The 21703-nt window shown below is 68.8% G+C and carries 24 protein-coding genes; 11 read left to right on the top strand and 13 right to left on the bottom strand.

Annotated features, from left to right (window positions below):
- Positions 1-261 precede the first annotated feature (261 nt).
- From OG474_RS21545 to mshA, 3 genes are read right to left on the bottom strand one after another with little or no spacing between them, the layout of a single operon-like run.
- Positions 262-1008 (bottom strand): phosphoglyceromutase, encoded by a 747-nt coding sequence (locus tag OG474_RS21545; RefSeq protein ID WP_405064146.1) that lies wholly within the window; start codon positions 1006-1008, stop codon positions 262-264.
- 9 nt (positions 1009-1017) lie between these two features.
- Complete coding sequence (locus OG474_RS21540; protein WP_405064145.1) at positions 1018-1506, bottom strand: YbjN domain-containing protein; 489 nt, start codon at positions 1504-1506, stop codon at positions 1018-1020.
- On the bottom strand, positions 1507-2742 hold the full coding sequence (gene mshA, locus OG474_RS21535) for a D-inositol-3-phosphate glycosyltransferase (RefSeq protein ID WP_405064604.1): 1236 nt from the start codon (positions 2740-2742) through the stop codon (positions 1507-1509).
- A 140-nt stretch (positions 2743-2882) separates the two neighbouring features.
- Here mshA and OG474_RS21530 point away from each other — a divergent pair, with 140 nt between their 5' ends.
- From OG474_RS21530 to OG474_RS21510, 5 genes are all read left to right on the top strand, one after another.
- Positions 2883-3878 carry a hypothetical protein gene (locus tag OG474_RS21530; protein ID WP_405064144.1) on the top strand — a complete coding sequence of 332 codons (996 nt, stop codon included), beginning with the start codon at positions 2883-2885 and terminating at the stop codon, positions 3876-3878.
- 44 nt (positions 3879-3922) lie between these two features.
- Positions 3923-4672 (top strand): SDR family NAD(P)-dependent oxidoreductase, encoded by a 750-nt coding sequence (locus OG474_RS21525; RefSeq protein ID WP_405064143.1) that lies wholly within the window; start codon positions 3923-3925, stop codon positions 4670-4672.
- 77 nt (positions 4673-4749) lie between these two features.
- The gene (locus OG474_RS21520; RefSeq protein ID WP_405064142.1) at positions 4750-5856 is read left to right on the top strand and encodes an FAD-dependent monooxygenase; all 1107 of its coding nucleotides are present in this window, start codon (positions 4750-4752) and stop codon (positions 5854-5856) included.
- A 151-nt stretch (positions 5857-6007) separates the two neighbouring features.
- Complete coding sequence (typA, locus tag OG474_RS21515) at positions 6008-7870, top strand: translational GTPase TypA (protein ID WP_405064141.1); 1863 nt, start codon at positions 6008-6010, stop codon at positions 7868-7870.
- A gap of 189 nt (positions 7871-8059) precedes the next feature.
- Entirely contained in the window at positions 8060-8611 is a 552-nt protein-coding gene (locus OG474_RS21510) for a L,D-transpeptidase (RefSeq protein ID WP_405064140.1), read from the top strand.
- A gap of 31 nt (positions 8612-8642) precedes the next feature.
- On the opposite strand, the gene OG474_RS21505 is transcribed toward OG474_RS21510, so the two are convergent.
- On the bottom strand, positions 8643-9146 hold the full coding sequence (locus OG474_RS21505) for a macro domain-containing protein (RefSeq protein WP_405064139.1): 504 nt from the start codon (positions 9144-9146) through the stop codon (positions 8643-8645).
- A gap of 134 nt (positions 9147-9280) precedes the next feature.
- Here OG474_RS21505 and OG474_RS21500 point away from each other — a divergent pair, with 134 nt between their 5' ends.
- On the top strand, positions 9281-10072 hold the full coding sequence (locus OG474_RS21500) for a L,D-transpeptidase family protein (protein WP_405064138.1): 792 nt from the start codon (positions 9281-9283) through the stop codon (positions 10070-10072).
- A 7-nt stretch (positions 10073-10079) separates the two neighbouring features.
- On the opposite strand, the gene OG474_RS21495 is transcribed toward OG474_RS21500, so the two are convergent.
- The 5 genes from OG474_RS21495 to OG474_RS21475 all read right to left on the bottom strand — a co-directional run bounded on the left by OG474_RS21495 (position 10080) and on the right by OG474_RS21475 (position 13673).
- On the bottom strand, positions 10080-10430 hold the full coding sequence (locus OG474_RS21495; RefSeq protein WP_405064137.1) for a DUF2516 family protein: 351 nt from the start codon (positions 10428-10430) through the stop codon (positions 10080-10082).
- A 101-nt stretch (positions 10431-10531) separates the two neighbouring features.
- Positions 10532-11086: a hypothetical protein gene (locus OG474_RS21490; protein WP_405064136.1), complete on the bottom strand. Its 555-nt coding sequence runs from the start codon at positions 11084-11086 to the stop codon at positions 10532-10534.
- A 34-nt stretch (positions 11087-11120) separates the two neighbouring features.
- Positions 11121-11585, bottom strand: coding sequence for a helix-turn-helix domain-containing protein (locus OG474_RS21485; protein ID WP_405064135.1), 465 nt, complete (start codon positions 11583-11585; stop codon positions 11121-11123).
- Between the two features lie 79 nt (positions 11586-11664).
- Complete coding sequence (locus OG474_RS21480) at positions 11665-12621, bottom strand: asparaginase (RefSeq protein ID WP_405064134.1); 957 nt, start codon at positions 12619-12621, stop codon at positions 11665-11667.
- A gap of 59 nt (positions 12622-12680) precedes the next feature.
- Complete coding sequence (locus tag OG474_RS21475) at positions 12681-13673, bottom strand: YgfZ/GcvT domain-containing protein (RefSeq protein ID WP_405064133.1); 993 nt, start codon at positions 13671-13673, stop codon at positions 12681-12683.
- Between the two features lie 109 nt (positions 13674-13782).
- Here OG474_RS21475 and OG474_RS21470 point away from each other — a divergent pair, with 109 nt between their 5' ends.
- Both OG474_RS21470 and OG474_RS21465 read left to right on the top strand, forming a co-directional pair.
- Positions 13783-14604, top strand: a complete 822-nt coding sequence (locus OG474_RS21470) for an LLM class flavin-dependent oxidoreductase (RefSeq protein WP_405064132.1) — start codon at positions 13783-13785, stop codon at positions 14602-14604.
- 1372 nt (positions 14605-15976) lie between these two features.
- A complete protein-coding gene (locus OG474_RS21465; RefSeq protein ID WP_405064131.1) occupies positions 15977-16276 on the top strand; it encodes a hypothetical protein in 300 nt (99 codons plus the stop codon).
- A 58-nt stretch (positions 16277-16334) separates the two neighbouring features.
- Here the strand turns inward: OG474_RS21465 and OG474_RS21460 are convergent, their stop codons facing one another.
- Positions 16335-17693 carry a cation:dicarboxylate symporter family transporter gene (locus OG474_RS21460; RefSeq protein WP_405064130.1) on the bottom strand — a complete coding sequence of 453 codons (1359 nt, stop codon included), beginning with the start codon at positions 17691-17693 and terminating at the stop codon, positions 16335-16337.
- Between the two features lie 120 nt (positions 17694-17813).
- Here OG474_RS21460 and OG474_RS21455 point away from each other — a divergent pair, with 120 nt between their 5' ends.
- Together OG474_RS21455 and OG474_RS21450 are read left to right on the top strand one after the other, a co-directional pair.
- Positions 17814-19070 carry a sensor histidine kinase gene (locus tag OG474_RS21455; RefSeq protein WP_405064129.1) on the top strand — a complete coding sequence of 419 codons (1257 nt, stop codon included), beginning with the start codon at positions 17814-17816 and terminating at the stop codon, positions 19068-19070.
- The gene (locus OG474_RS21450; RefSeq protein ID WP_405064128.1) at positions 19063-19743 is read left to right on the top strand and encodes a response regulator; all 681 of its coding nucleotides are present in this window, start codon (positions 19063-19065) and stop codon (positions 19741-19743) included. Before OG474_RS21455 ends, OG474_RS21450 begins: the two co-directional genes overlap by 8 nt.
- A 63-nt stretch (positions 19744-19806) precedes the next feature.
- On the opposite strand, the gene OG474_RS21445 is transcribed toward OG474_RS21450, so the two are convergent.
- Complete coding sequence (locus OG474_RS21445; protein ID WP_405064127.1) at positions 19807-20301, bottom strand: FABP family protein; 495 nt, start codon at positions 20299-20301, stop codon at positions 19807-19809.
- Between the two features lie 166 nt (positions 20302-20467).
- On the opposite strand from OG474_RS21445, the gene OG474_RS21440 reads away from it, so the two are divergent.
- Positions 20468-20830, top strand: a complete 363-nt coding sequence (locus OG474_RS21440) for a DsrE family protein (RefSeq protein WP_405064126.1) — start codon at positions 20468-20470, stop codon at positions 20828-20830.
- Here OG474_RS21440 and OG474_RS21435 read toward each other — a convergent pair.
- On the bottom strand, positions 20827-21045 hold the full coding sequence (locus tag OG474_RS21435; protein ID WP_405064125.1) for a hypothetical protein: 219 nt from the start codon (positions 21043-21045) through the stop codon (positions 20827-20829). The two genes, OG474_RS21440 and OG474_RS21435, sit on opposite strands and share 4 nt — an antisense overlap.
- Positions 21045-21602: a hypothetical protein gene (locus OG474_RS21430; RefSeq protein ID WP_405064124.1), complete on the bottom strand. Its 558-nt coding sequence runs from the start codon at positions 21600-21602 to the stop codon at positions 21045-21047. The genes OG474_RS21435 and OG474_RS21430 overlap by 1 nt, the downstream gene beginning before the upstream one ends.
- Positions 21603-21703 lie beyond the last annotated feature (101 nt).

Genomic DNA, 21703 nt, shown 5'->3' with positions numbered 1-21703 from the left:
CAGCCACCGGCTACGTATCCGGCCTGTCCGGTGCGGCGCGAATCGGGGGCACACCAACACCCCGCGAACACGCACTAACCGCGACCAGCCGCCTCGTTGCATCTTTGTGGAGTCCTACTGCCGCTGGGTGGCAGTAGGACTCCACAAAGCGACCGCAACCGCGCCCATCGCGGGCTAGCGTCCGAAAGACACGCCGACCACGTGCTGCGAACGTTCGGACGTTAGCCGGGCCAGCCCTCCGGTCACTCGACCTCGAGGAGGTCAGCGGCCTTGGTTCTTGACTGCTTCGATGGCGGCTGCGGCGGCGGTGGGGTCGAGGTACTCGCCGCCGGGGGTGAGCGGCTTGAGGTCTTCGTCGAGCTCGTAGAGGAGGGGGAGGCCGGTGGGGATGTTGAGGCCTACGACGGTGGGCTCGTCGAGGTTGTCGAGGTGCTTGACGAGGGCGCGCAGGGAGTTGCCGTGGGCCGCGATCAGGACCGTCTTGTCGGCGCGGAGGTCGGGGACGACGGCGTCGTACCAGTAGGGGAGCATCCGGGCGACGACGTCCTTGAGGCACTCGGTCGCGGGCATGATCTCCGGCGGGAGGTTCGCGTAGCGGGGGTCGCCGGCCTGGTCGTACTCGGAGCCGCGCTCGATGGGCGGCGGCGGGGTGTCGTAGGAGCGGCGGAAGAGCATGAACTGCTCCTCGCCGAGCTCCTCGAGGGTCTGCTTCTTGTCCTTGCCCTGCAGGGCGCCGTAGTGGCGCTCGTTGAGGCGCCAGGAGCGGCGGACGTCGATCCAGTGGCGGTCGGCCACGTCGAGGGCGATGTTCGCGGTGCGGATCGCCCGGCGCAGCAGCGAGGTGTGCACGACGTCGGGGAGCAGGCCGCGTTCGCGGAGCAGCTCACCGCCCCGCTGCGCCTCCTCGACACCCTGCGCGTTCAGGTCGACGTCGACCCAGCCGGTGAAGAGGTTCTTGGCGTTCCAGTCGCTGTGGCCGTGGCGGAGCAGGATCAGGCGATAGGTCATGGCCCGAGTTTACTGAGGTTCGAGCCAGCCCTTGAACGCGTCCAGGTTCCGGGTCGATTCGCCGCGGGAGATCCGCCAGTCGTACTCCTTGCGGATCGAGGTGGCGAAGCCGAGCTCGAGGATCGTGTTGAACGACGTGTCGGAGTACTCCAGCACGGCGCCGAGCAGCCGGTCGACCTCGGTCGGGGTGATCGCGTGCAGCGGGACGCGGCCGTCCAGGTGGATGTCGCCGAGGTGGTCGACGGCGAAGGCGACGCCGTACATCTTCAGGTTCTTCTCGAGCAGCCAGCGGTAGACGGCCTCGTGGTTCTCGTCGGGGTGCCGGGCCACGAAGGCGTGCACCTGGACCGCCTGCGCGCCGACCGTCAGCGCGACCGTGGTCTTGAGCTTGCGCTCCCCCGGCAGGTCGGCGCTGAAGACGCCTGGCGACGCCTCGGTGAACTCGATCTCGTTCTCGGTCAGCACCTGGCGGATCACATCCGCCGCGGACACCCTCATTCAGAACACCTCAGCCGCCATCGTCTCCGCGGCGGTCCGGTACGCCGCCAGCGTCTTGCGGGCGGTCAGCTCCCAGCCGAATCCCTGCGCGTGTTTGACCGCCGCCCGGCTCATGGTCTCGCGGGTGGTCGGATCCGTCGCGATCCGGGCCAGCGCGTCGGCGAAGTCGTCGGCGCTGTGCCCGTCGACCAGCAGCCCGGTCTGCCCGTTGGCCACCGCGGTCGTCAGCCCGCCCACGGCCGCTGCGACGACCGGCGTACCGCAGGCTTGCGCCTCCAGCGCGACCAGCCCGAAGGACTCCGAGTACGACGGCACGCAGACCACCGAAGCGGCTCGGTACCACTCGGCCAGCCCGCTGCGCTCCAACGGCTTCACGAACCGGGTCACGTCGTCGACCCCGAGCGCCCGGGCCAGCTCGGCATGCGCCTCCGGGTGCTCCATCCCGTTCCCCGAGGGGCCTCCGATGATCGCCACCACCAACCGCGAACGCAGCGACGGGTCACGCTCCACCATCCGCGCGGCCGCCCGGATCAGCAGGTCCGGCGCCTTCAACGGCTGGATCCGCCCGACGAAGGCCAGCACGATCGCATCCTCCGGTACGCCGACCGCTCGGCGAGCCGCGGCCTGGTCGCCGGGCACGAACACTTCCAGGTCCACGCCCGGGTTGACGACACCGACCTTCGCCGGCTGCGCGCCGTACAGGCTGATCAGCTCCTGCGCCTCGTCCGGGGTGTTCGCCAGCAGGCGGTCGGCGGACTCGACCACCTGCTCCTCGCCGATCAGGCGCGCAGGCGGTTCCGGTACGTCGCCCTCGGCCAGGCTGGCGTTCTTGACCTTCGCCATCGTGTGCATGGTGTGCACGAGCGGGATCGCCCACCGGTCGCGCGCCAGCAGCCCGACCTGCCCGGACAACCAGTAGTGCGAGTGGATCACGTCGTACCAGCCGGGCTCGTGGATCGCCTCGGCCCGCAGGACGGCGCGCGCGAACGTGCACAGCTGGGCCGGGAGCTCGTTCTTGGTCAGGCCCTCGTACGGACCGGCGGCGACGTTGCGAACGGTCACGCCGGGCAGCATCTCGACCCGCGGCGGGAGCGCCGAGGTGGTCGCCCGGGTGAAGACGTCGACCTCGATCCCGAGCTCGGCGAGCTGTTTGGACAGCTCCACGACGTAGACGTTCATGCCGCCGGCGTCGCCGGTACCCGGCTGGTCCAACGGCGAGGTGTGCAGGCTGATCATCGCGACCCGCCGCGGCGGACGGTCGGCGGACGGCGGCAGACTCACCTCGTCAGCGTACGCCCGTAAGTAGAGCTACCTCCCCCACGGGAGGCGCTCTGAGCCCACTGCGGTGCAGACCCTGCGCAGAAAGCATTGAGGACATGCACAAAGTCCTCGCCGAAGTAAGAACCTGGCATCGCCCGCTGATGGTGATGGTGTCCGCCATGGCCGCCCTGGTCCTCGTCGCCGCCGTCGGTCTGCTGGTCGACAACCGCGAGATCCTGAACGAGTCCGTCTGGCTCAAGCCGTTCAAGTTCGCCCTGTCCTTCGTCCTGTACGGCGCCACCCTGGCCTGGCTGTTGTCGCGGCTGCGCAAGGCCAAGCGCTTCGGCTGGTGGACGGGTACCGTCTTCGCGCTCACCGGCGTCGTCGACGTCGGCTTTATCGCCGTCCAGGCGGCCCGGGGCACGTTCAGCCACTTCAACGACAACACCGACACCTTCAACCAGGTCGGTCAGCGGATCTTCTCGTCCGGGGTGATCGGCCTGTTCGGCGCCAGCCTGGTGATCGCGATCATGCTGCAGTTCCAGCGGGTCGGCGACGCCCCGCTGAACCGTGCGATCCGGACCGGCGTCGCACTCGCCGTGTCCGGGATGTTCCTGGCCTTCTACCTCGTCGGCGCCAACGGCGCCGAGACCAGGACCACCGATGCGTACGGCCAGCCGGTCGACCTCGCGGGCAGTCACACCATCGGCGTCGAGACCGGCGGACCCGGACTGCCGCTCGTGCACTGGAGCACCGAGGGTGGCGACCTCCGCGTCCCGCACTTCATCGGTCTGCACGCCATCCAGGTCCTGCTGGCGGTCGTCCTGCTGCTGAGCGTCCTCGCAACCAGGGTAGTTTGGCTGCGGCCGGAGAGGGTTCGCGCCCGGCTCGTGGGCGTGGTGGCGATCGCCTACACCGGTCTGATGGTTGCCACCAGCGCGCAAGCGTTCCGCGGGCAGTCGGTGATCCACCCTGATGGGCAGACGCTCGGACTACTCGGTGGATTCGTCGCACTGAGCCTGCTGGCGCTCGCCTTCACGATCACCTCCGCTCGCCGCCAGGTCGCCGTACCGAAGCACGCGGCGGCACCGGAGCGCACCCTGGTGCCGTGAGACGGGCTGTAGCGGCGGGCCGCGAGAGTGGAAGACTGGGGGCCATGACTGTGAACGACCGTCCTCTTGCCGTGGTGACCGGAGCGAGTAGCGGGATCGGGGCCGCTACGGCCCGCCGCCTGGCCAAGGATGGGTTCGAGGTGGTCGCGGCCGCGCGGCGGCTGGATCGCATCGAGGCGCTGGCCAAGGAGATCGACGGCCGCGCGGTCCAGTGCGACGTGACGTCGGCCGACGATGTGGCCGCGCTTGCCGCGACTGTCGGTGACCGGTTGGATCTCCTGGTGAACAACGCCGGTGGCGCGTTCGGCGCGGAGCCGGTGGCTCAGGCGGATCTGGACGCGTGGCGGCGGATGTTCGAGGTGAACGTGATCGGGGTCGCCGCCGTCACCAAGTCGTTGCTCCCGGCCCTCATCGCCGGGCAGGGCACGATCATCGTGATGGGCTCGACGGCCGGCCAGGTCGCCTACGAGAGCGGCGGCGGGTACGTCGCTGCCAAGCACGCCGTCAAGGCGGTCGTCGACACCCTGCGGCTCGAGCTTTTCGACCAGCCGGTCCGGATCAGCGAGATCGCGCCCGGCATGGTCAAGAGCGAGGGCTTCGCGCTGACCCGCTTCGAGGGTGACCAGGCCAAGGCCGACGCCGTGTACGCCGGGGTCGCCGAGCCGCTCACGTCCGACGACATCGCCGACATCGTGAGCTGGGTCGCCAGCCGCCCGCCGCACGTCAATCTGGACCGCATCACCGTCCGTCCGCGCGCTCAGGCCGCGCAGCACAAGGTCCACCGCGTTCAGTAGGCGTACTCCACCGGAAGGCCCGGCGAATACGCCGGGCGCGGGACGCGACGGCCGCCGCGAACTCCTAGCGTGAGCTCATGGCACAACGGGCGATCGTGGTCGGTGGCGGAATCGCGGGGCTGACGGCCGCGGCCGCGTTGGGGCAGGCGGGCTGGCAGGTTCGCGTACTTGAGCGATCCGCGGAACTCGGTGAGGTCGGGGCCGGGCTCGCGGTGACGGTCAACGGGATGCGTGCGCTGGCGGCGATCGGGGCCGCCGATGCGGTCCGAGCAGCAGGGCACGCCGTACGGCCTGCGGGTGCTCGGCGGGCCGATGGGACTTGGTTGCTCAAGGCATCGGATTCCCCGGATGAGCTCGGGCAGATGCTCGGCATCCACCGCCAGCGCCTCCACCAGGCCCTCGCCTCGACCGCTCATGACGCCGAGATCATCACGAACGCCCGTGTCACCTCCGTCGATTCCTCCAATGTCAGCTGGGAATCGCCCACTGGCTCGCAGACGGCCACCGCTGATCTCGTGGTCGGTGCGGACGGCATCCGAAGCGTCGTACGGGACACGCTCTTCCCCGATCACGCCCTCACCTACAGCGGCTACTCCAGTTGGCGCGCGGTCATCGACGACAGCACGTCCGACGCCGACCGGTTCGCGATGGTGTGGGGCAGGCGGGCCGAGTTCGGGGCGCTCCGGATCAGCCCGACCCAGATTTATTGGTACGGGTACGTCGCATTGCCGCCCGGCCAGCGCTTCCCGGATGAGCTCAGTGCCGCACGCGAGTACTTCGCTACCTGGGCACCGGACATCCGTGCACTGGTTGACCAGACCAGTCCGGATCAACTGCTCCGCCATGACGTCTGGGAGCTCGGCAAACCGCTCCCCCGGTACACACAAGGCCGGACCGTGCTGATCGGCGATGCGGCGCACCCGATGCTGCCGACACTGGGCCAGGGTGCGAACTCGGCGCTCGAAGACGATGCGAGCCTCGGTGCGCTGGGACTCCGCGAGTACGAGGCCGCGCGCTACCGCCGTACTCAGCAACTGGTGTCCCGATCGGTCCAGATGGCTCGGGTCGGCGCCCACCTGGGCTCTGGACGGTGGCTGCGCAACGCATTGATGCGGATCGTGCCGGCCGGTGTCGCGCAACGGTCCGGCACCCGCATCCTCGATTGGCACCCACCCACTCCATAGGGCGGCCGTTTCGTTTATACGAAGGGTGACCGGTAGGATAGAGCTGCTGTGCCTTGCGTCGAGTGGCCTCTGTTGTGAATCAACACGGCGTGACTCACTACACGCCGTAGCCACCGCCTGACACCCAGTCTACTGCTTGGAGCGCTTCCCCATGCCTGTCCGTAACGACCTGCGCAACGTCGCGATCGTGGCCCACGTCGACCACGGGAAGACCACCCTGGTCGACGCGATGCTGTGGCAGTCCGGCGCCTTCGGCGCCCACCAGCACGTGGACGAGCGGGCGATGGACTCCGGTGACCTGGAGCGTGAGAAGGGCATCACGATCCTCGCCAAGAACACCGCCGTCCGGCACAAGATGGCCAGCGGCGAGACCGTGACCGTCAACATCATCGACACCCCCGGCCACGCCGACTTCGGTGGCGAGGTCGAGCGCGGCCTGTCGATGGTGGACGCGATCGTGCTGCTCGTGGACGCCTCCGAGGGCCCGCTGCCGCAGACCCGGTTCGTGCTCCGCAAGGCGCTCGCCCGCCGGATGCCGGTGATCCTCGTCGTCAACAAGGTCGACCGTCCGGACTCCCGGATCGCCGAGGTCGTCGACGAGACCTACGAACTCTTCCTGGACCTGCTCGACCACGACGCCGACCAGAGCGCCCTCGACTTCCCGGTCGTCTACGCCTCGGCCCGCGCCGGTCGCGCCTCGCTGAACCAGCCGGCCGACGGCGGCCTGCCGGACTCCGAGGACCTCGAGCCGCTGTTCGAGACGATCCTGGCGAACGTGCCGGCCCCGGAGTACACCGAGGACGCGCCGCTGCAGGCCCACGTCACCAACCTGGACGCCTCGCCGTTCCTCGGCCGGCTCGCGCTGGTCCGGGTCCACGAAGGCACCCTGAAGAAGGGTTCCCAGGTCGCGTGGTGCAAGCACGACGGCACCATCCAGAAGGTCAAGATCACCGAGCTGCTGGTCACCGAGGCGCTCGAGCGCGTGCCCGGCGACTCGGCCGGACCGGGTGACATCGTCGCGATCGCCGGTATCCCCGACATCATGATCGGCGACACCCTCGCCGACCCGGAGAACCCGGTCGCCCTGCCGTTCATCACCGTGGACGAGCCGGCCATCTCGATGACCATCGGTACCAACAGCTCGCCGCTGGCCGGCCGGGTCAAGGGCACCAAGGTCACCGCGCGACTGGTGAAGGACCGGCTCGACCGCGAGCTCATCGGTAACGTGTCGATCAAGGTGCTGCCGACCGAGCGTCCCGACACCTGGGAGGTGCAGGGCCGTGGCGAGCTGGCGCTGGCCATCCTGGTCGAGCAGATGCGTCGCGAGGGCTACGAGCTGACCGTCGGCAAGCCGCAGGTGGTCACCAAGGAGATCGACGGCAAGCGTCACGAGCCGGTCGAGCGCCTGACCATCGACTGCCCCGAGGAGTACCTCGGTACGGTCACCCAGCTGCTCGCGGTCCGCAAGGGCCGGATGGAGCAGATGACCAACCACGGCACCGGTTGGGTCCGGATGGAGTTCCTGGTCCCGGCCCGTGGCCTGATCGGCTTCCGCACCGAGTTCCTCACCGACACCCGCGGTACCGGTATCGCGCACCACGTCTTCGAGGGCTACGAGCTGTGGTTCGGCGAGCTGCGCACCCGCCCGTCCGGCTCGCTGGTCTCGGACCGTACCGGCGTCACGACGTCGTACGCGATGGTGAACCTGCAGGAGCGCGGCACCATGTTCTGCGAGCCGGGCACCGACGTCTACGAGGGCATGGTGATCGGCGAGAACTCGCGCGCCGACGACATGGACGTCAACATCACGCGTGAGAAGAAGATGACCAACGTCCGGTCGAACGCGGACGAGTTCGAGAAGCTGGTTCCGGCCCGCAAGCTGTCGCTCGAGCAGTCGCTGGAGTTCTGCCGCGAGGACGAGTGCGTCGAGGTCACCCCGGACGCGATCCGGATCCGCAAGCTCGCCCTCACGCAGATCGAGCGCGCGAAGCTCGGGCGCAAGAACAAGGGCTGACACTTCCCTTTTCAGAGCACGGTTCGGCAACGCAGTCCTCGGCGACGTGCGTCGAAATACACGGTTGTGATACACCGTTTTCGGCCGGTCGCCGGGGAGTTCGTCCCGAACCGTTACCAACCTATCGGCGCCCCGCGGCGTCTGACTCTGTGAACAGCAAAACTTCAGTTGGGGGAAGGACGAATCACCATGGGGATTCTGCGTAAGCTCGGCGCCACCATGACCGCCGTCGCATTCGTCGGGGTCGGTGCGCTGACCGTCGGCACAACGGCCCAGGCCGTCACCGTGGCACCGCAGGTCGCGCCCAAGACCGCCGTGGCCGTGCCGCAGAAGGCGGCCGCCAAGACCAAGTACATCGGTCGCTACCACCTGGACCCGCGGTGCATGACGGGCCGCGCCATGTGCATCAACAAGAAGACGCGCAAGCTGGTCTACCTGGTGAACGGCAAGACGGTGTACGTCCTGGATGCCCGCTTCGGCACCAGCCGGACGCCCACCCGCAACGGCGCCTTCAAGGTCCAGCGCAAGTCGAAGAACCACGTGTCGACGCTCTACAAGTCGAAGATGCCCTACGCGATGTTCTTCAGCGGCGGCCAGGCCGTCCACTACTCGTCGGACTTCAAGGCCCGCGGCTACAACGGCGGCTCGCACGGCTGCGTCAACATCCGCGACAAGGCCAAGCTCGCCAAGATCTTCGCCCAGATCAAGGTCGGCGACAAGGTCGTCGTCTACAGCGGCTGACCCACAGCACCACCACCACAGCGGCCGAGGCTCAAACCTCGGCCGCTGTTGCGTTTCCGAACGCCTTGTACAGCCGAGGTTCCACCAGACAGAACGTCGCCGTCACGACCCCACTCGCCGTACGGCGAAGTGTCCCGACCGCGATCTCGGCCGCCGACCGGGCCGGCCAGCCGAAGATCCCCGCCGACACCGCGGGCAGCGCCAGCGTCTTCACGCCGAGCTCATCGGCGATCCGCAACGCATTGCGGTAGCACGACTCCAGCAGCGCGGGATCCCGTTGCCCGGCGTTGTAATTCGGCCCGACCACATGGATCACGTACGACGCGGGCAGCGCCCCGGCCGTCGTCCACACGGCGTCACCCGGCGACGCGCCCCGGGGATACCGCTCGATCAGCTCGGTGAGGATCTCAGGACCGCCGGCCCGGTGGATCGCTCCGTCGACGCCGCCTCCGCCGCGTAAGGCGTGGTGGGCGGCGTTCACGACCGCGTCGGCGGGCACGGTGGTGATGTCCGCCGTACTCAGGACGATGTCCATTGCGGGGTCTCCGGTCACAAGTTGCTTACGGTGGGTGTGGGGGGTGTTGTAGGTAATTTACGCTGGGGGGTCAACAAAATTGGGTGGCGGGACGTCCTACGGGTACTGGGACCAGGTCGACTGAGGGGTGTCCGATGCGCGCGGTGGTCATTCGCAATGTGGTGGCTGGGGTGGTCGCTGGGGCGACGGTCGCGGTGCTGGCCGGGGCCGGGGTGGTGGCCAGGGCGGCGACGGTGGAGGTCAAGACCGTGCCGTTCGAGGTGAGCGGGCAGCTGCCGATCTATCCGAAGGCCTTGTACAAGTACGGCGCTGTGAATGTGAGCGTGCGGAAGCTCGAGGCCCGGCTGATCCAGCTGAAGATGCTCGACAAGCAGTATCTGGACAACGAGTACGGGACGATGACCAGCGGCGCGGTGAAGAAGTTCCAGCAGTCCAAGGGGATTCCGCCGCTCGGGTACGTCGACCAGAACACCTGGGACAAGCTGCTGGCCGCCACCAAGGAGCCGACGCAGAAGGAGCTGTACCCGCCGGTCCCCGTGATCGACGGGCGGAAGCTCGACGCGCGGTGCGCGACCGGGACGGCGTTGTGCATCGACAAGACGACGCGCAAACTCCGGTACGTCGTCGACGGCGTGGTGAAGATGCAGTTCGATGTGCGGTTCGGGGCGGTGAAGACGGCGACCCGCGAGGGCGGCTTCACGGTCGGCTGGAAGAGCCGGAACCACGTCTCCAAGCTGTACGACTCACCGATGCCGTACGCGATGTTCTTCAGCGGCGGCCAGGCCGTCCACTACTCCTCGGACTTCGCGGCCCGCGGCTACAACGGGGCGTCGCACGGCTGCGTGAACGTCCGGGACCTGACCAAGATCAAGGCGCTGTTCGACATGGTCAAGGTCGGCGACAAGGTGATCGTCTACCGCTCGTAGGCGGGCCTCAGAGCGGACGGGGGCCGCGACGGCGGCGGATGCCCCAGCCGCCCCGGCCACGGCCGGTGGCGGCGCGCAGGGCGGGCCGGGCGTCGACCAGGTAGACGCCGGCGGCGGCGATCCCGATCAGCCCGAAGAAACTCAACCACCCCTGGAACAGCTGGCTGAGCGAGAACACGCCCAGGATCAGCACCCAGCCGGGCTTGGTCAGCTTGTCCGCGGCGAGGAACACCGCCCGCGGCCGGAGGGCCGCATCGACGAGCGCGACCAGCTTCAACGCGAGCAGCACCCACCAGATGATCTCGAACGGGCCCGCGAACCCCGGGAAGAGGTTCGGGAACGTGGCGAGTGGGAGCATGCCCCGAGCCTAGCCGAAAGACCGGGCGGCCCACCCCTGTCAGCAACAGGTGCGGGCCGCCCAGGCGGAAACATTTACCCAATGATGGGTAGCTATTACTCTCAGTCGCCGATCTTCGCCGCGGCGTCGGTGGTGGCCTTGGCGGCCGTCTTCGCGGTCTTCTTGGCCGCGGTCGTGGTCGCCTTGACGTTGCGCTCGGCGGTCTGGGCCGTCTTGCGCACCGTGGTCCGGGTGGCCTTGGCCTTGCTCACCGTGGTCTTCGCGGCGGCCTCCAGGTCCTCGGTGGCCTTCTGCGAACGGATCCGCTCGACGAGCTCCTTGCCGCGGCCGGCCAGGTCCTCGTAGGTCTCCTCGGCCTGGCCGAGAACGGTGGTCAGACCGGCCTGCGCGACGGCCGGTAGCTCACGCAGCTTGGCCGGGGCGGTGCGGGCGTCGGCGACCAGGGCCTCGAAGCGCTTGGTCAGCTCGGCCTGACGCTTGGTCAGCTCGGCGGTGAGCTCGTTCTGACGCTTGCTGAACTCGGCCTGCACGGTCTTCTGGTCCAGCTTCGCGAACCGGGTGCTGACGTCTTCGCTGACCGCGCGGAACTTCTCCACGGCCAGGTCGCCGGCGCCGGCGATCGCGTACAGCGGGGTGACGGGGGTACGGGTAGCCATCAGGCTTCTCCTTGAAATATTCGGCGAGGAAGTACTACGAGGTGGTGCGGGGTCGTGCAGGGGTCTTCTTGGCCGCGGCCTTCTTGGCAGGAGGCTCTGCGGCGGTCTCATCGGCGGGCGTGTTCTCACGGACGAAGGAGCCGTACACATCCAGCAGGACCCGCTTCTGCCGCTCGTTGAGCGCGGGGTCGAGCAGGATCGCGTCGACCACACCGGAGGCGCGTCGGCCGTCCGAGCTGTCTGAGCTGTCGTCCGGATCGAGGATGCCGGCCCGTACATAGAGGGTCTCCGCGGAGATCCGCAACGCCTTCGCGAGCTGCTGCAGCACATCGGCCGACGGTTTCCGCAGGCCACGCTCGATCTGACTCAGGTACGGGTTCGACACACCGGCCAGGTCGGACAGCTGCCGCAACGACAGCTGCGCGTGCCGCCGCTGCTCGGCAAGGTACTCACCAACGGAGCCCACCGAACCGGCGACACGATCACTCAATCTGGCCATGCCCCCAGTCTGCTAGCAGGGTGCTTGCAATTGCAAGCAGACTGGCCGTGACCTCACTCACGCCCTGCGTAATCCCCCGTTAACCGAAGCTCGGCGCGTGCGGCTGAACCGCCCCGACCGGTACGCCGCCACCCAGCAACGGGAACTTCGCCTGCTGCTCGAGCACCTCGTGCTCGATGCCCAGCTTGCCCAGTACGGCGGCCATCACCACTGCCCGGGCCCGCGGCGTACCGTCCTCGATCTTGATCGCGATCCCCCGACCGTCCTCGAGCCCGACCGCGTACACCGCCTCCGCACCGACCTTGCAGAACAGGCCCGGGATCGCCCGCATCAGCGCGGTCTCGTCACGCGTACTCCCGCTGGCGTACTCGGGGTAGGCCCGGTAGGCGTCCTTGACCTTGGCCTCGAGCGTGCCGGGCGCCGCGGCCGCGAACAGACCGAACGACCGAGCCAGACCGGCCAGGCTGATCGCGAGGATCGGCGCACCACAGCCGTCCACAGCGACGTACGAAACCTTCTCGCCCGCAGTGTCTTCGACAGCGGTCCGGATGACCTGCTGCAGGGGGTGGTCCGGCGAGCGGTAGGTGTCGATCGGCCAGCCGTTGATCACACACGTGAGCAGCATCGCGGCGTGCTTGCCGGAGCAGTTCATCGCGATCGATTCCTGACCGTGCCCCGCGCGCACCCAGGCGTCCCGCACAGCGTCCTCCAGCGGGTACGCCGGAGGCGTCTGCAGTGCCGACTCGTCCAGCTTCGCGAGGGCGAGGATCTCCCGGACACCGTCGACATGGAACGGCTCACCCGAATGCGACGCGGCGGCCAGGGACAGCAGCTTCCCGTCGAGGGGAAGGCCGTGGCGGAGCATGCCCAACGCCTGCATGGGTTTGTTGGAGGAGCGGGGGAACATCGGCTCGTCGACGATGCCGGCCGACCAGGAGACGCTGCCGTCGGGGTTGGTCACCACGACGGAGCCACGGTGGTGGCCTTCGACGAAGCCGCTACGGACGACATCGGCCAGGATCACAGGTTCGCTCACGGCACGAACTGTACGGCCTGGATGTCAGGAGCAAAAAGCGATCTTGCGGATGATCCGGCTCACAGCCGGGAGCGGACGTGCAGGCCGACCTCAGGGTCGACCAGGAGCTCCTGGGTCGCGGTCACCGTCGGCTGGTCCTCGGCGACGACCTCGAGGATGACCTCGGGGTCCACGTTGCGCTTGACCAGGGCCAGCGCGATCGGACCGAGCTCGTGGTGCCGGGCCGCCGAGCCGATGAAGCCGACCTGCTTCTCGCCGGCGCGAACGGCGTACCCGTGCGACGGCAGGTGGTCGACCGAACCGTCCAGCAGCAGCCGGACCAGCCGGCGCGGCGGGCGGCCGAGGTTGTGGACGCGGGCGACCGTCTCCTGGCCGCGGTAGCAGCCCTTCTCGAGGTGTACGCCGATGCCCAGCCAGCCCAGCTCGTTCGGGATCGCGCGCTCGTCGGTGTCCAGGCCGAAGCGCGGGTGACCGGCCTCGATCCGGAGTGCCTCGTACGCCCAGATCCCGGCCGCCGGTCCCTCGAGGCCGGCGAGCTCGGCGCGCGGGAGGAAGACCTCGTGGCCGCCCAGCGAGTCCGCGCCGGAGCGGGTGACGTGTGGGCCGTCGGCCGGCCCCGGGCGCCAGACGATCGCGTAGTCGTCGGTCACGTCGGTGATCTCGACGCGGGACATGAAGACCATCTTCTGTAGCCACTCGATCATCGCTGCCGCCGCACCAGGCTCGGTGTGCACCCAGAACGTCACACCGTCGTCGACGCCGTACAGGGCGTGCTCGACGTGACCGGTCGGGGACAGCAGCAGCGCGGTGGTCGACGTACCGGGCTTGAGGCCTTCGAAGTACTGCGTGGTGAGGGCGTGCAGCCAGGTCAGGCGGTCCGGGCCCTTGATCGTGACCACGTCGCGGTGCGACAGGTCGACGAACGCCTCGCCCGCGACGATCGCGCGTTGCTCGCGCAGATCCGAGCCGTAGTGGGCCGCGACTCCGGCGTCGAGTCCGTCGGCCTCGACGGCCGCGGGCCGGTCGAGCAGGGGGCTGCGGGTCCGTGACATGTCACCAGAGTACGTCGCCCGGCGTACGGCGATCGCCTCCCACCGTGGGATGTGGACAGGGCGGGCCGGGGGCCAGGCTGTGGGTAAACCATTCGGAGGGAGACAGACGATGAGCGACAGGCGATTCCGGTTCGGGGTAGCGGGGAGTCCGACGACCGGTGCGGAGTGGATGGCGACGGTACGGCGGGCCGCGGAGCTGGGGTATTCGACCGTGCTGATGCCGGACGGGCTGCAGCTCCCGTCGCCGTTCCCGTCCCTGGCGATGGCGGCCGCGGTCGCCGACATCCGCGTCGGTACGTTCGTCGCGGCGGCCCCGCTGCGCACGCCCCGGCAGACCGCCTGGGAAGCGCACACGCTGACCACGCTCACCGATGGCCGCTTCGAGTTCGGCATCGGCACCGGGCGGCCGGTCGCCGAGCAGCAGACGGTCGAGGTCGGGCTCCCCTGGGGGACCGCTCGGGAGCGTCGGGAACAGGTCATCGAGACGCTCGATCTGTTGCGCAAGCTCGACGGAGACCGCCGTACGCCGATCATGCTCGCTGCCGGCGGCCCCAAAGCCCTGGCGCTGGCCGCGGAACGCGCCGACGTCGTCTCCCTCGCCAAGGACGCCACCACGCCCCGCTCCGAGGTGGCCGCCCTGGCCGCCGAACTCCGCACCCTGGCCGGCCCCCGAGCCGACGACATCGAACTGGCGATGAACCTCCTGGCCGCCGGCACCCGTCCGCTCCCGCCCTGGACCAAGCGCGCCTCCGGGGTAGACCCCGACGAGCTGGAGTCCATGGACTCCCTCATGCTCCTCCGCGGCACGCCCCAGCAAATGGCCGACGAACTCCAGCGCCGCCGCGAAACCATCGGCGCCACCTACATAACCGTCAACGCCGGCTACCTGGAGGACCTGGCCCCGGTCGTCGAGCTCCTGCACGGGAAGTAGCGGACCGCCCCCACTGATCAACCCGTCACCCACCACCCCTCCCCCGCTCAGCCACCCGGGCAAACCACCCCGGACCCCACGTTGGTCAGTGGCGGAGATCCGCCCCCCATCCATACCGATGTACCGGGCGCCCCTTTGGTCGGTGCACCCGGAAGCCGGTGAGTTAAGGGGGTTCGGGCTGTTTCAACGCTAACGTCCGAAGTTCCGCAGTACGTGGTTGGCGGTTTGTTTCGGACGTTGTGCTGCGGGGGTTGGCCGGTACGGCGGGGGGCGCGCTCGGATGCGGCCGGTGGGGTCGGTTCGTGGTTGTTCGCCGTTGCGGCCGGCTGGGAAAGGCGGGGTGGTGGGGGTGCGCTGGGATGCGGCCGGTGGGGTCGGTTCGTGGTTGCTCGCCGCTGCGGCCGGTTGACGGGGGTGGTTGGGTCGCGAGGTCGCTGCCGGTGTTCGGTCGCGGTGGGCTGAGGGCTTCGTCTGGGCAGGAACCCCTCCTCCCTGAATGTGCTCGTCCCGTCCCGCCGCTCGGATTCGGCCGGGGGCGTCGGCGGTGGCTGGTCGCCGCTGCGGCCGGATTTACTGAGACGGGTGGCTGGGGTGGGCTACGGCTGAGGGGGATGGTGCGGTCGGCGATGACGTGCACCTTGTCTCGGGCTGGCGGGCTACGGTCGCGGCCGGTTGCGAGGAGGCCTGGTAGGTGACCCGCCGCGGTGGTTCTGCACTGGCCACCGGTGCTCGCCCTGGCGGTCGTGGGCTGTTCACCTCAGGCAACGGTCACTGTCATCGCGGCCCGTTCAGGTACCTCAGCCATAGCCCGTCAACCATCGGCAAGGTGGCTTCGGCCACCGGCCGCACCATCCCCCTCAGCCACAGACTCGCCGTACTGGGCGCTCCAGTGGCCGCCGGAGGCGGGCGAAACGCGTCTTTGTGGAACCAAATAGGCGCCCAGTGACCACGAGACTCCACAAAGACGAGCGGACCCGAGCTCCGGCGGCGAATCCGGGGTCAGCGAGGTGACCCGGCCGCCGCGAGGTGTTCCGGCCGCCGCGACATGGGCGATTCGCTGTGCGGATGCGGGTTTGCGGGGATCTGCTGTCTCTCAGCGGCAGTAGATCCCCGCAGACCGGGCAAACCTGCGGGGATCGCGGTTAACGTCCGAAAGATACGCAGACGACGTACTGCGATCGTTCGGACGTTAGGTGGGTGAAGCCGTTGATCGACTGGGCTTGGGGTGCCTCGGATCGAGGGTTGCCCGTTGGGCTGAGGGGTTGCCCACTGATGTTGCGAGTGGGCAACCCCCGAACTGGGTGGATATCCATTCAAAGGTGTGCGCGGGTAAATCGGCAGACGGGGGTGCGGGGATCTGGGAGCTTGGGGGATGAACCGGCAGGTCGGTGGGTGGGTGGACCAGGGGAACATTGAGCGGTTGCTGGAGTTCCTGGCGGGCTGCGTCGGGTACGACTTCGGGGCGCTGGACTGGGGCGCGGTGGAGACCGCCTTGCGGTACACGGATTCGGAACGGGCCGACGGCTGGTACGACTATCCGGTGCTGGGCGATCCCGCGCTCACGGTGCGGGTGGCCAACGAGCTCGACGCCGGGCTGGTGATGGTCCGGGTCGAGGGCGAACTGGACGACGTACTCGTCGGACGGATCGAGACCGCTTTCGAGTTCCTCTGAACGGGCACTGCCCGCCGGGCTGTGGCTCCGGCGGGCAGTGTGGGGGGTGGAGGAGTGGTCAGGGGGTTTTCGGCTCGGCCGGTTCGGGGACGTCGCCGGCGTGGGTGTCACCGGCGGCGAAGGCTGCTTCGTCGAAGGGGTCTTCGCCGGCGAAGACCTGGCGGGCCTGGGCCTTGTCGAAGTCGCCGACCCAGTGGCCGACCAGGAGGGTGGCGACGGCGTTGCCGGCGAAGTTGGTCAGGGCACGGGCCTCGGACATGAAGCGGTCGATGCCGACGATCAGGCCGACGCCGTCGACGAGCTCGGGGCGGTGCGACTGCAGGCCGCCGGCCAGGGTGGCCAGGCCGGCGCCGGTGACACCGGCGGCGCCCTTGGAGGCGACGATCATGAAGACCAGCAGGGAGACCTGCTGCCCGAGCGAGAACGGCGTGTCCATGGCCTCGGCGATGAACAGCGACGCCATAGTCAGGTAGATCGCGGTGCCGTCCAGGTTGAACGAGTAGCCGGTCGGGACGGTGATACCGACGACCGACTTGCCGACCCCGAGATGTTCCATCTTGCCGATCAGCCGGGGCAGGGCGGTCTCCGACGACGAGCTGGACACGATCAGCAGGAACTCGCGGCCGAGGTACTTCAGCAGCTGGAAGATCGAGATCCCGGTGACCGTCTTGAGAATGGTGCCCAGGACAACGATCACGAACAGCAGACAGGTGATGTAGAAGGCGATCATGATCTTGCCGAGGCTGATCAGCGCGTCCACACCGGTCGCTCCGACGACGGCCGCGATCGCGCCGAAGGCGCCGACCGGCGCCGCCCACATGACCATCGACAGGATCTTGAAGATCAGCCGCTGGATGTGCCCGATCCCGGTCAGGATCGGCGTGCCCTTCGAGCCCAGGGCCTGCAGCGCGAAGCCCACCAGCAGCGCCACCAGCACTGTCTGCAGGACCTGGCCCTCGGTCAGCGAGGAGAGCAGCGACTTCGGGATGATGCCGAGGACGAAGTCGGTCGTCGTCGCGTGTGCACCGGCGGCCTGCTTCTGGCCGGACTCGCGGAGCTTGTCGGTCAGGTTCAGGCCGGAGCCGGGCTGGACGATGTTGCCGACCAGCAGACCGATGAAGAGCGCGACCGTCGACATCACCAGGAAGTAGACGAGCGCGAGGCCACCGACTTTGCCGACCGATGCCGCCTGGCGGACCGAGCCGATGCCGATCACCAGCGTGCAGAAGATGATCGGGCTGATCAGCATCTTGATCAGGTTCACGAACCCGGTCCCGAGCGGCTTCAGCTCGACCGCGAAGTCCGGGAACAGGAATCCGACACCGATGCCGAGCAGTACGGCGACGATGACGGCGATGTAGAGGAAGTGGGTCCGGTCGTTGCGGACCGGTGTGGTGCGCGGTTCTGGGCTCGCCATGGTGGGGACTCCTGTATCGGCCGGGCGGGCAAGGAAGCGGGAGGGCTTGAGTAACTGTGACGTGACGCACAGGAGAAGTGCGCGTTTCGTTCATATCGTTCTCGGTGCAGACTGTCCGGTGTGAAACACCGGCCGTGGGAACTCCGTCGCCAGGTTCTCTGGCTGCAGACGGTCACGGTCTCGATTCTCATTGTGATGGTCTGGGCGTCTCTGATCAGCCGTTCCCGCGCCCAGTCGCACCGCGACGCGGCAGCGGCCGGCACCACACCGGAAGGCTGGACGGACCTGATCCGCTCCGATATCCGCCCGATGCTCGGCATCGCCAGCCTGATGCTCGGCGTCGCGATCGCCGGCAACGCGCTCGTCACCTGGCGGGTCCGGCGCGCCACCCGCGGCGTCGGCACCCAGGCCCTGACCCGGATGCTCGACTTCTACGAGGGCGTCCTGCACGCCGCCCGCGAGGGCCTGATCCTGCTCGACGCCGACGGCCGGGTCCAGCTCGCGAACGACGAGGCCCTGCAGCTCCTCGGTCTGCGCAACGTCCCACCCGGTACGCCGATCGAGGAGCTCCACCTCGGCACGCCCCTCGCGGAGCTCCTGCGGAACGGCAGGACGGCGTACGACGAACTTCACCTCGGCGCGAACGGCGTACTGGTCGTGAACCAGCAACCCTCGCGGGCCGGCCGGATCGTCACCCTGCGGGACCACACCGAGTTGCAGCGGCTGCTGGGTGAGCTGGACGCGGTCCGCAGTCTGGCCGAGTCGCTGCAGGCACAAAACCACGAGGCGTCGAACCGGCTGCACACGGTCGTCAGCCTGATCGAGATCGGCAAGCCCGAGCGCGCCAGGGAGTTCGCAGTGTCGGAGTTGCAGTTCGCCCAGGCGATGACGGATCGGGTGGTCGGCACGGTCGGCGATCCGGTGCTGGCCTCGCTGCTGCTCGCCAAGCTGGCACAGGCCCAGGAGCGCGGCGTCACGCTCACCCTCGAGCTCGGCCACGAGGCGCTGAACACCCGCCTCCCGGCTCAGGACGTGGTCACCGTGGTCGGCAACCTCCTCGACAACGCGATCGAGGCGGCTCGTGGCGGACCGGCTCCGCGCCGCGTCGAGCTTCGAGCCGGTACGACGCCGGACGCGATCGACCTGATCGTCACCAACACCGGCGCCGAGCTGGGAGCGACCGAGCTGGCGCACATGTTCGAGCGCGGCTGGACGACGAAGGCCGAGCCCGGCCATGGCCTCGGCCTGGTGCTCGTCCGCAGCACGGTCGAGCGCTGGCAGGGCACCCTGATGGTCGATCCGGATTCCGAGCTGGCCGACGTACCGGCACTGACCGTGCGGGTGCGGCTACCGCGGGCGGTGAGCGCCAGTGCCTGACCTGCGGGTCCTCGTGGTCGAGGACGACCCGGTCGCGGCCGAGGCACATCGCACGTACGTCGATCGCTTGCCAGGCTTCACCTGCATCGGCATCGCCGGTACGGCGGCGCGCGCACTGCAGGTGCTCACCCGGCCCGGCGTGGATCTCGTGCTGCTGGACATGAACCTGCCCGACGGTCACGGGCTGGACGTCGTCCGCCGGATGCGGGCCCAAGGCAACCAAACCGACGTGGTCGCGGTGACCGCTGCCCGCGAGGTCGCGGCGGTCCAGGCGGCGGCCCGGATCGGCGTCGTGCAGTACGTGCTGAAGCCCTTTGCCTACGAGACTTTGCGCGACCGGCTCACGGCGTACGCCCGGCAACGCCGCGCCGCCGAATCCGGTCAGGTGGTCGCCGACCAGGACGAGGTCGACCGCCTGCTTCACCCGGCCAGGGCCTCGTCCTCGGTCCCGAAAGGCTTAGCCGGCTCAGTCCTGGACCGAGTAGTCCAACTCCTCGGCAACCGCGAAGGCTGGACCGCCGAGGAGATCGCGACCTCACTAGGCACGTCCCGCATCACCGCCCGCCGCTACCTGGAGCACCTCGCCGACCAAGGCCAAGCCCTCCGCACCCAACGCTACGACGGCCGCTCCGGCCGCCCCAAAGTCGAATACTCCTGGGTAGCCGAAAGCTAACGTCCGAAGGATCGGCGAGCCCTGTCTCCGGATCTTCGGACGTTAGCGGGGACGTTAGGGAAGCTAGGCGCGGATTAGGGTGGCCCAGAGGTGGGGTTGGAGGGGGTTGCCCTCGGCGGCCATGTCGTAGGCCCACATCAGCTCGCCCTTGACCAGGCCGTAGAGGCGGTGGCCGGCGGTGACCTCTTTGGCGGTCTCGGTACGGGCGACTACGTCGGTGCGCATCTCGATCTTGGCGCCGTCGATCTCGCCGTACCAGATCTCGGCGAAGCCGGTCGGGTGCGCGAGGATCACCTCGAGCTTGTTGTCCGGCTTCGGCCGCCAGAACCCGGTCTCGAGCGCCAGCGGACGCTCCCGCTTGCCGTCCTCGCCGACCACGAAGGTCTGGCTGACGTAGTGCAGGAACGGCTTGCCGTTGTGGCTGAAGTCGATCTGCTGCCCGAACTCGAACTTCTCGATGGTCGGGTAGTCACCGTGCCCGCGGCCCTCCCAGCGACCGAGCAGCCAGGCCAGCGGCATCAGGTCGGGGTGCAGGTTCTGCGGGATCTCGAACGCCATCGGGGTCGCTCAGCTCGCCTGGCGGCCGCGGAACAGCCGGTAGACGACGTATGCCGAGAACCAGCCCATGAAGATGGTGACCAGGATCAGCAGCGTGGTGAAGATGACGTGGAGCACGATCCCGAGTCTAGAGGATGGTTCCGGGTGCTTCGGCTACCGTGGCGTGATGTCCCGCACGCTGGTGATCAAACTGACCGCAGGCGCCGACGAGGCCGAGCGCGCCAACCAGGCCTTCACGGTCGCCGCGACCGCGGTCGCGGCCGGTGCCGAGGTGTCGCTCTGGCTGACCGGTGAGGCCGTCTGGTTCGCCGTGCCGGGCCGCGCCGAGGCCTTCGAGCTTCCGCACGCGGCGCCGCTCGCCGACCTGCTCGCAGCGGTCCTGGAAGGCGGGCAGCTGACTGCCTGCACACAGTGCGTGAAGCGCCGGGACCTGACCGAGGCCGACCTGCTCCCCGGTACGCGGATCGCCGGCGCGCCCGCGTTCACCGAAGAGATCCTGGCCGACAACGCGCAGGCCATCGTCTACTAGCCTCCTCGAAGCTCGCGCTCAAGACGGCCGTACTGGTCCGGCGGCGGGCGGTCGTTCAACGCGCGGTCGACGTCCGGATTGTGGTGCCGGATGTTGCGGATCTCTTCCATCAGCTCCCGCGGCATCCGCGCCTGCTGCGGCTCCCCGCGGAAGCTGTCCAGGTCGCGCGCCAACTGCCTAACCTGCTTGAGCATCTCCTCGGCGTCGTCGGCCATCAGGCAACCTCGCTCGCATAGACGGAGTACCCGAACCCGGCCTGCGGGGTGTCCGCATCCGGTTGGGTGGCATACAAGTGGATCTCGGCGCCCGGACGCAGCCAGACGGCCAGATGCCGGCGGCGGTTCCGCCACTCCGCTGGAACCCGCGGATCCGATCCAGGCCCGACGTACACCGGAACGCCCCAATGCCGACGGCCGCGCTCGAGCTCGGCCGGCCAGTGCTCGTCCAGTCCCGTTTCGGCCGGGCTCAGCTCGTCCGGACCGATCCCGTACGCCGACCACCCACTGCGCGGGCTCTCCGGCAGTACGGCGTCCGGCAGCAGCAGCATGACCGTCTCGCGCGGGGTGATCATGCCCCAGGAGAACCGCTCGGGGTCGATGTTCCCCGGGAGCCAGGGCATCCAGCCGGTGGCCGCGGTGGCCCGGACGACGCGCTCCCCGATCGCCTCGAAGCCAGGCCCGGGCGGCCCCCAGACCGCTGTCCAATCGGACACCTCGGCCAGATCCGCCATCGCGCGTTCGTCGTCGTCGGACGACCGCTGCTGAGTCTGCACCTCGCCCCCACCCCCTTACCCCGTCCAAGCCTATTCCTCAGGTGCCCGGCCCACCTTCCGATAGACGTGTCACGACGTCCGACGGATCCCCGTTCGCAAGC

It is taken from the genome of Kribbella sp. NBC_01505, assembly GCF_045040285.1.
Lineage (GTDB): Bacteria > Actinomycetota > Actinomycetes > Propionibacteriales > Kribbellaceae > Kribbella.
This window is presented reverse-complemented; position numbering and strand designations above follow the sequence as displayed.

What these genes read in the sequence shown, in the direction of transcription:
- OG474_RS21460 (WP_405064130.1), bottom strand. Translation starts at nt 17,693, where the DNA reads ATGGCGAGCCCAGAACCGCGCACCACACCGGTCCGCAACGACCGGACC.
- OG474_RS21435 (WP_405064125.1), bottom strand. Translation starts at nt 21,045, where the DNA reads ATGGCCGACGACGCCGAGGAGATGCTCAAGCAGGTTAGGCAGTTGGCG.
- OG474_RS21540 (WP_405064145.1), bottom strand. Translation starts at nt 1,506, where the DNA reads ATGAGGGTGTCCGCGGCGGATGTGATCCGCCAGGTGCTGACCGAGAAC.
- OG474_RS21500 (WP_405064138.1), top strand. Translation starts at nt 9,281, where the DNA reads ATGCGCGCGGTGGTCATTCGCAATGTGGTGGCTGGGGTGGTCGCTGGG.
- OG474_RS21525 (WP_405064143.1), top strand. Translation starts at nt 3,923, where the DNA reads ATGACTGTGAACGACCGTCCTCTTGCCGTGGTGACCGGAGCGAGTAGC.
- OG474_RS21440 (WP_405064126.1), top strand. Translation starts at nt 20,468, where the DNA reads ATGTCCCGCACGCTGGTGATCAAACTGACCGCAGGCGCCGACGAGGCC.
- OG474_RS21545 (WP_405064146.1), bottom strand. Translation starts at nt 1,008, where the DNA reads ATGACCTATCGCCTGATCCTGCTCCGCCACGGCCACAGCGACTGGAAC.
- OG474_RS21470 (WP_405064132.1), top strand. Translation starts at nt 13,783, where the DNA reads ATGAGCGACAGGCGATTCCGGTTCGGGGTAGCGGGGAGTCCGACGACC.
- OG474_RS21520 (WP_405064142.1), top strand. Translation starts at nt 4,750, where the DNA reads ATGGCACAACGGGCGATCGTGGTCGGTGGCGGAATCGCGGGGCTGACG.
- OG474_RS21485 (WP_405064135.1), bottom strand. Translation starts at nt 11,585, where the DNA reads ATGGCCAGATTGAGTGATCGTGTCGCCGGTTCGGTGGGCTCCGTTGGT.
- OG474_RS21510 (WP_405064140.1), top strand. Translation starts at nt 8,060, where the DNA reads ATGGGGATTCTGCGTAAGCTCGGCGCCACCATGACCGCCGTCGCATTC.
- OG474_RS21530 (WP_405064144.1), top strand. Translation starts at nt 2,883, where the DNA reads ATGCACAAAGTCCTCGCCGAAGTAAGAACCTGGCATCGCCCGCTGATG.
- mshA (WP_405064604.1), bottom strand. Translation starts at nt 2,742, where the DNA reads ATGATCAGCCTGCACACCTCGCCGTTGGACCAGCCGGGTACCGGCGAC.
- OG474_RS21445 (WP_405064127.1), bottom strand. Translation starts at nt 20,301, where the DNA reads ATGGCGTTCGAGATCCCGCAGAACCTGCACCCCGACCTGATGCCGCTG.
- OG474_RS21495 (WP_405064137.1), bottom strand. Translation starts at nt 10,430, where the DNA reads ATGCTCCCACTCGCCACGTTCCCGAACCTCTTCCCGGGGTTCGCGGGC.
- OG474_RS21505 (WP_405064139.1), bottom strand. Translation starts at nt 9,146, where the DNA reads ATGGACATCGTCCTGAGTACGGCGGACATCACCACCGTGCCCGCCGAC.
- typA (WP_405064141.1), top strand. Translation starts at nt 6,008, where the DNA reads ATGCCTGTCCGTAACGACCTGCGCAACGTCGCGATCGTGGCCCACGTC.
- OG474_RS21475 (WP_405064133.1), bottom strand. Translation starts at nt 13,673, where the DNA reads ATGTCACGGACCCGCAGCCCCCTGCTCGACCGGCCCGCGGCCGTCGAG.
- OG474_RS21490 (WP_405064136.1), bottom strand. Translation starts at nt 11,086, where the DNA reads ATGGCTACCCGTACCCCCGTCACCCCGCTGTACGCGATCGCCGGCGCC.
- OG474_RS21465 (WP_405064131.1), top strand. Translation starts at nt 15,977, where the DNA reads ATGAACCGGCAGGTCGGTGGGTGGGTGGACCAGGGGAACATTGAGCGG.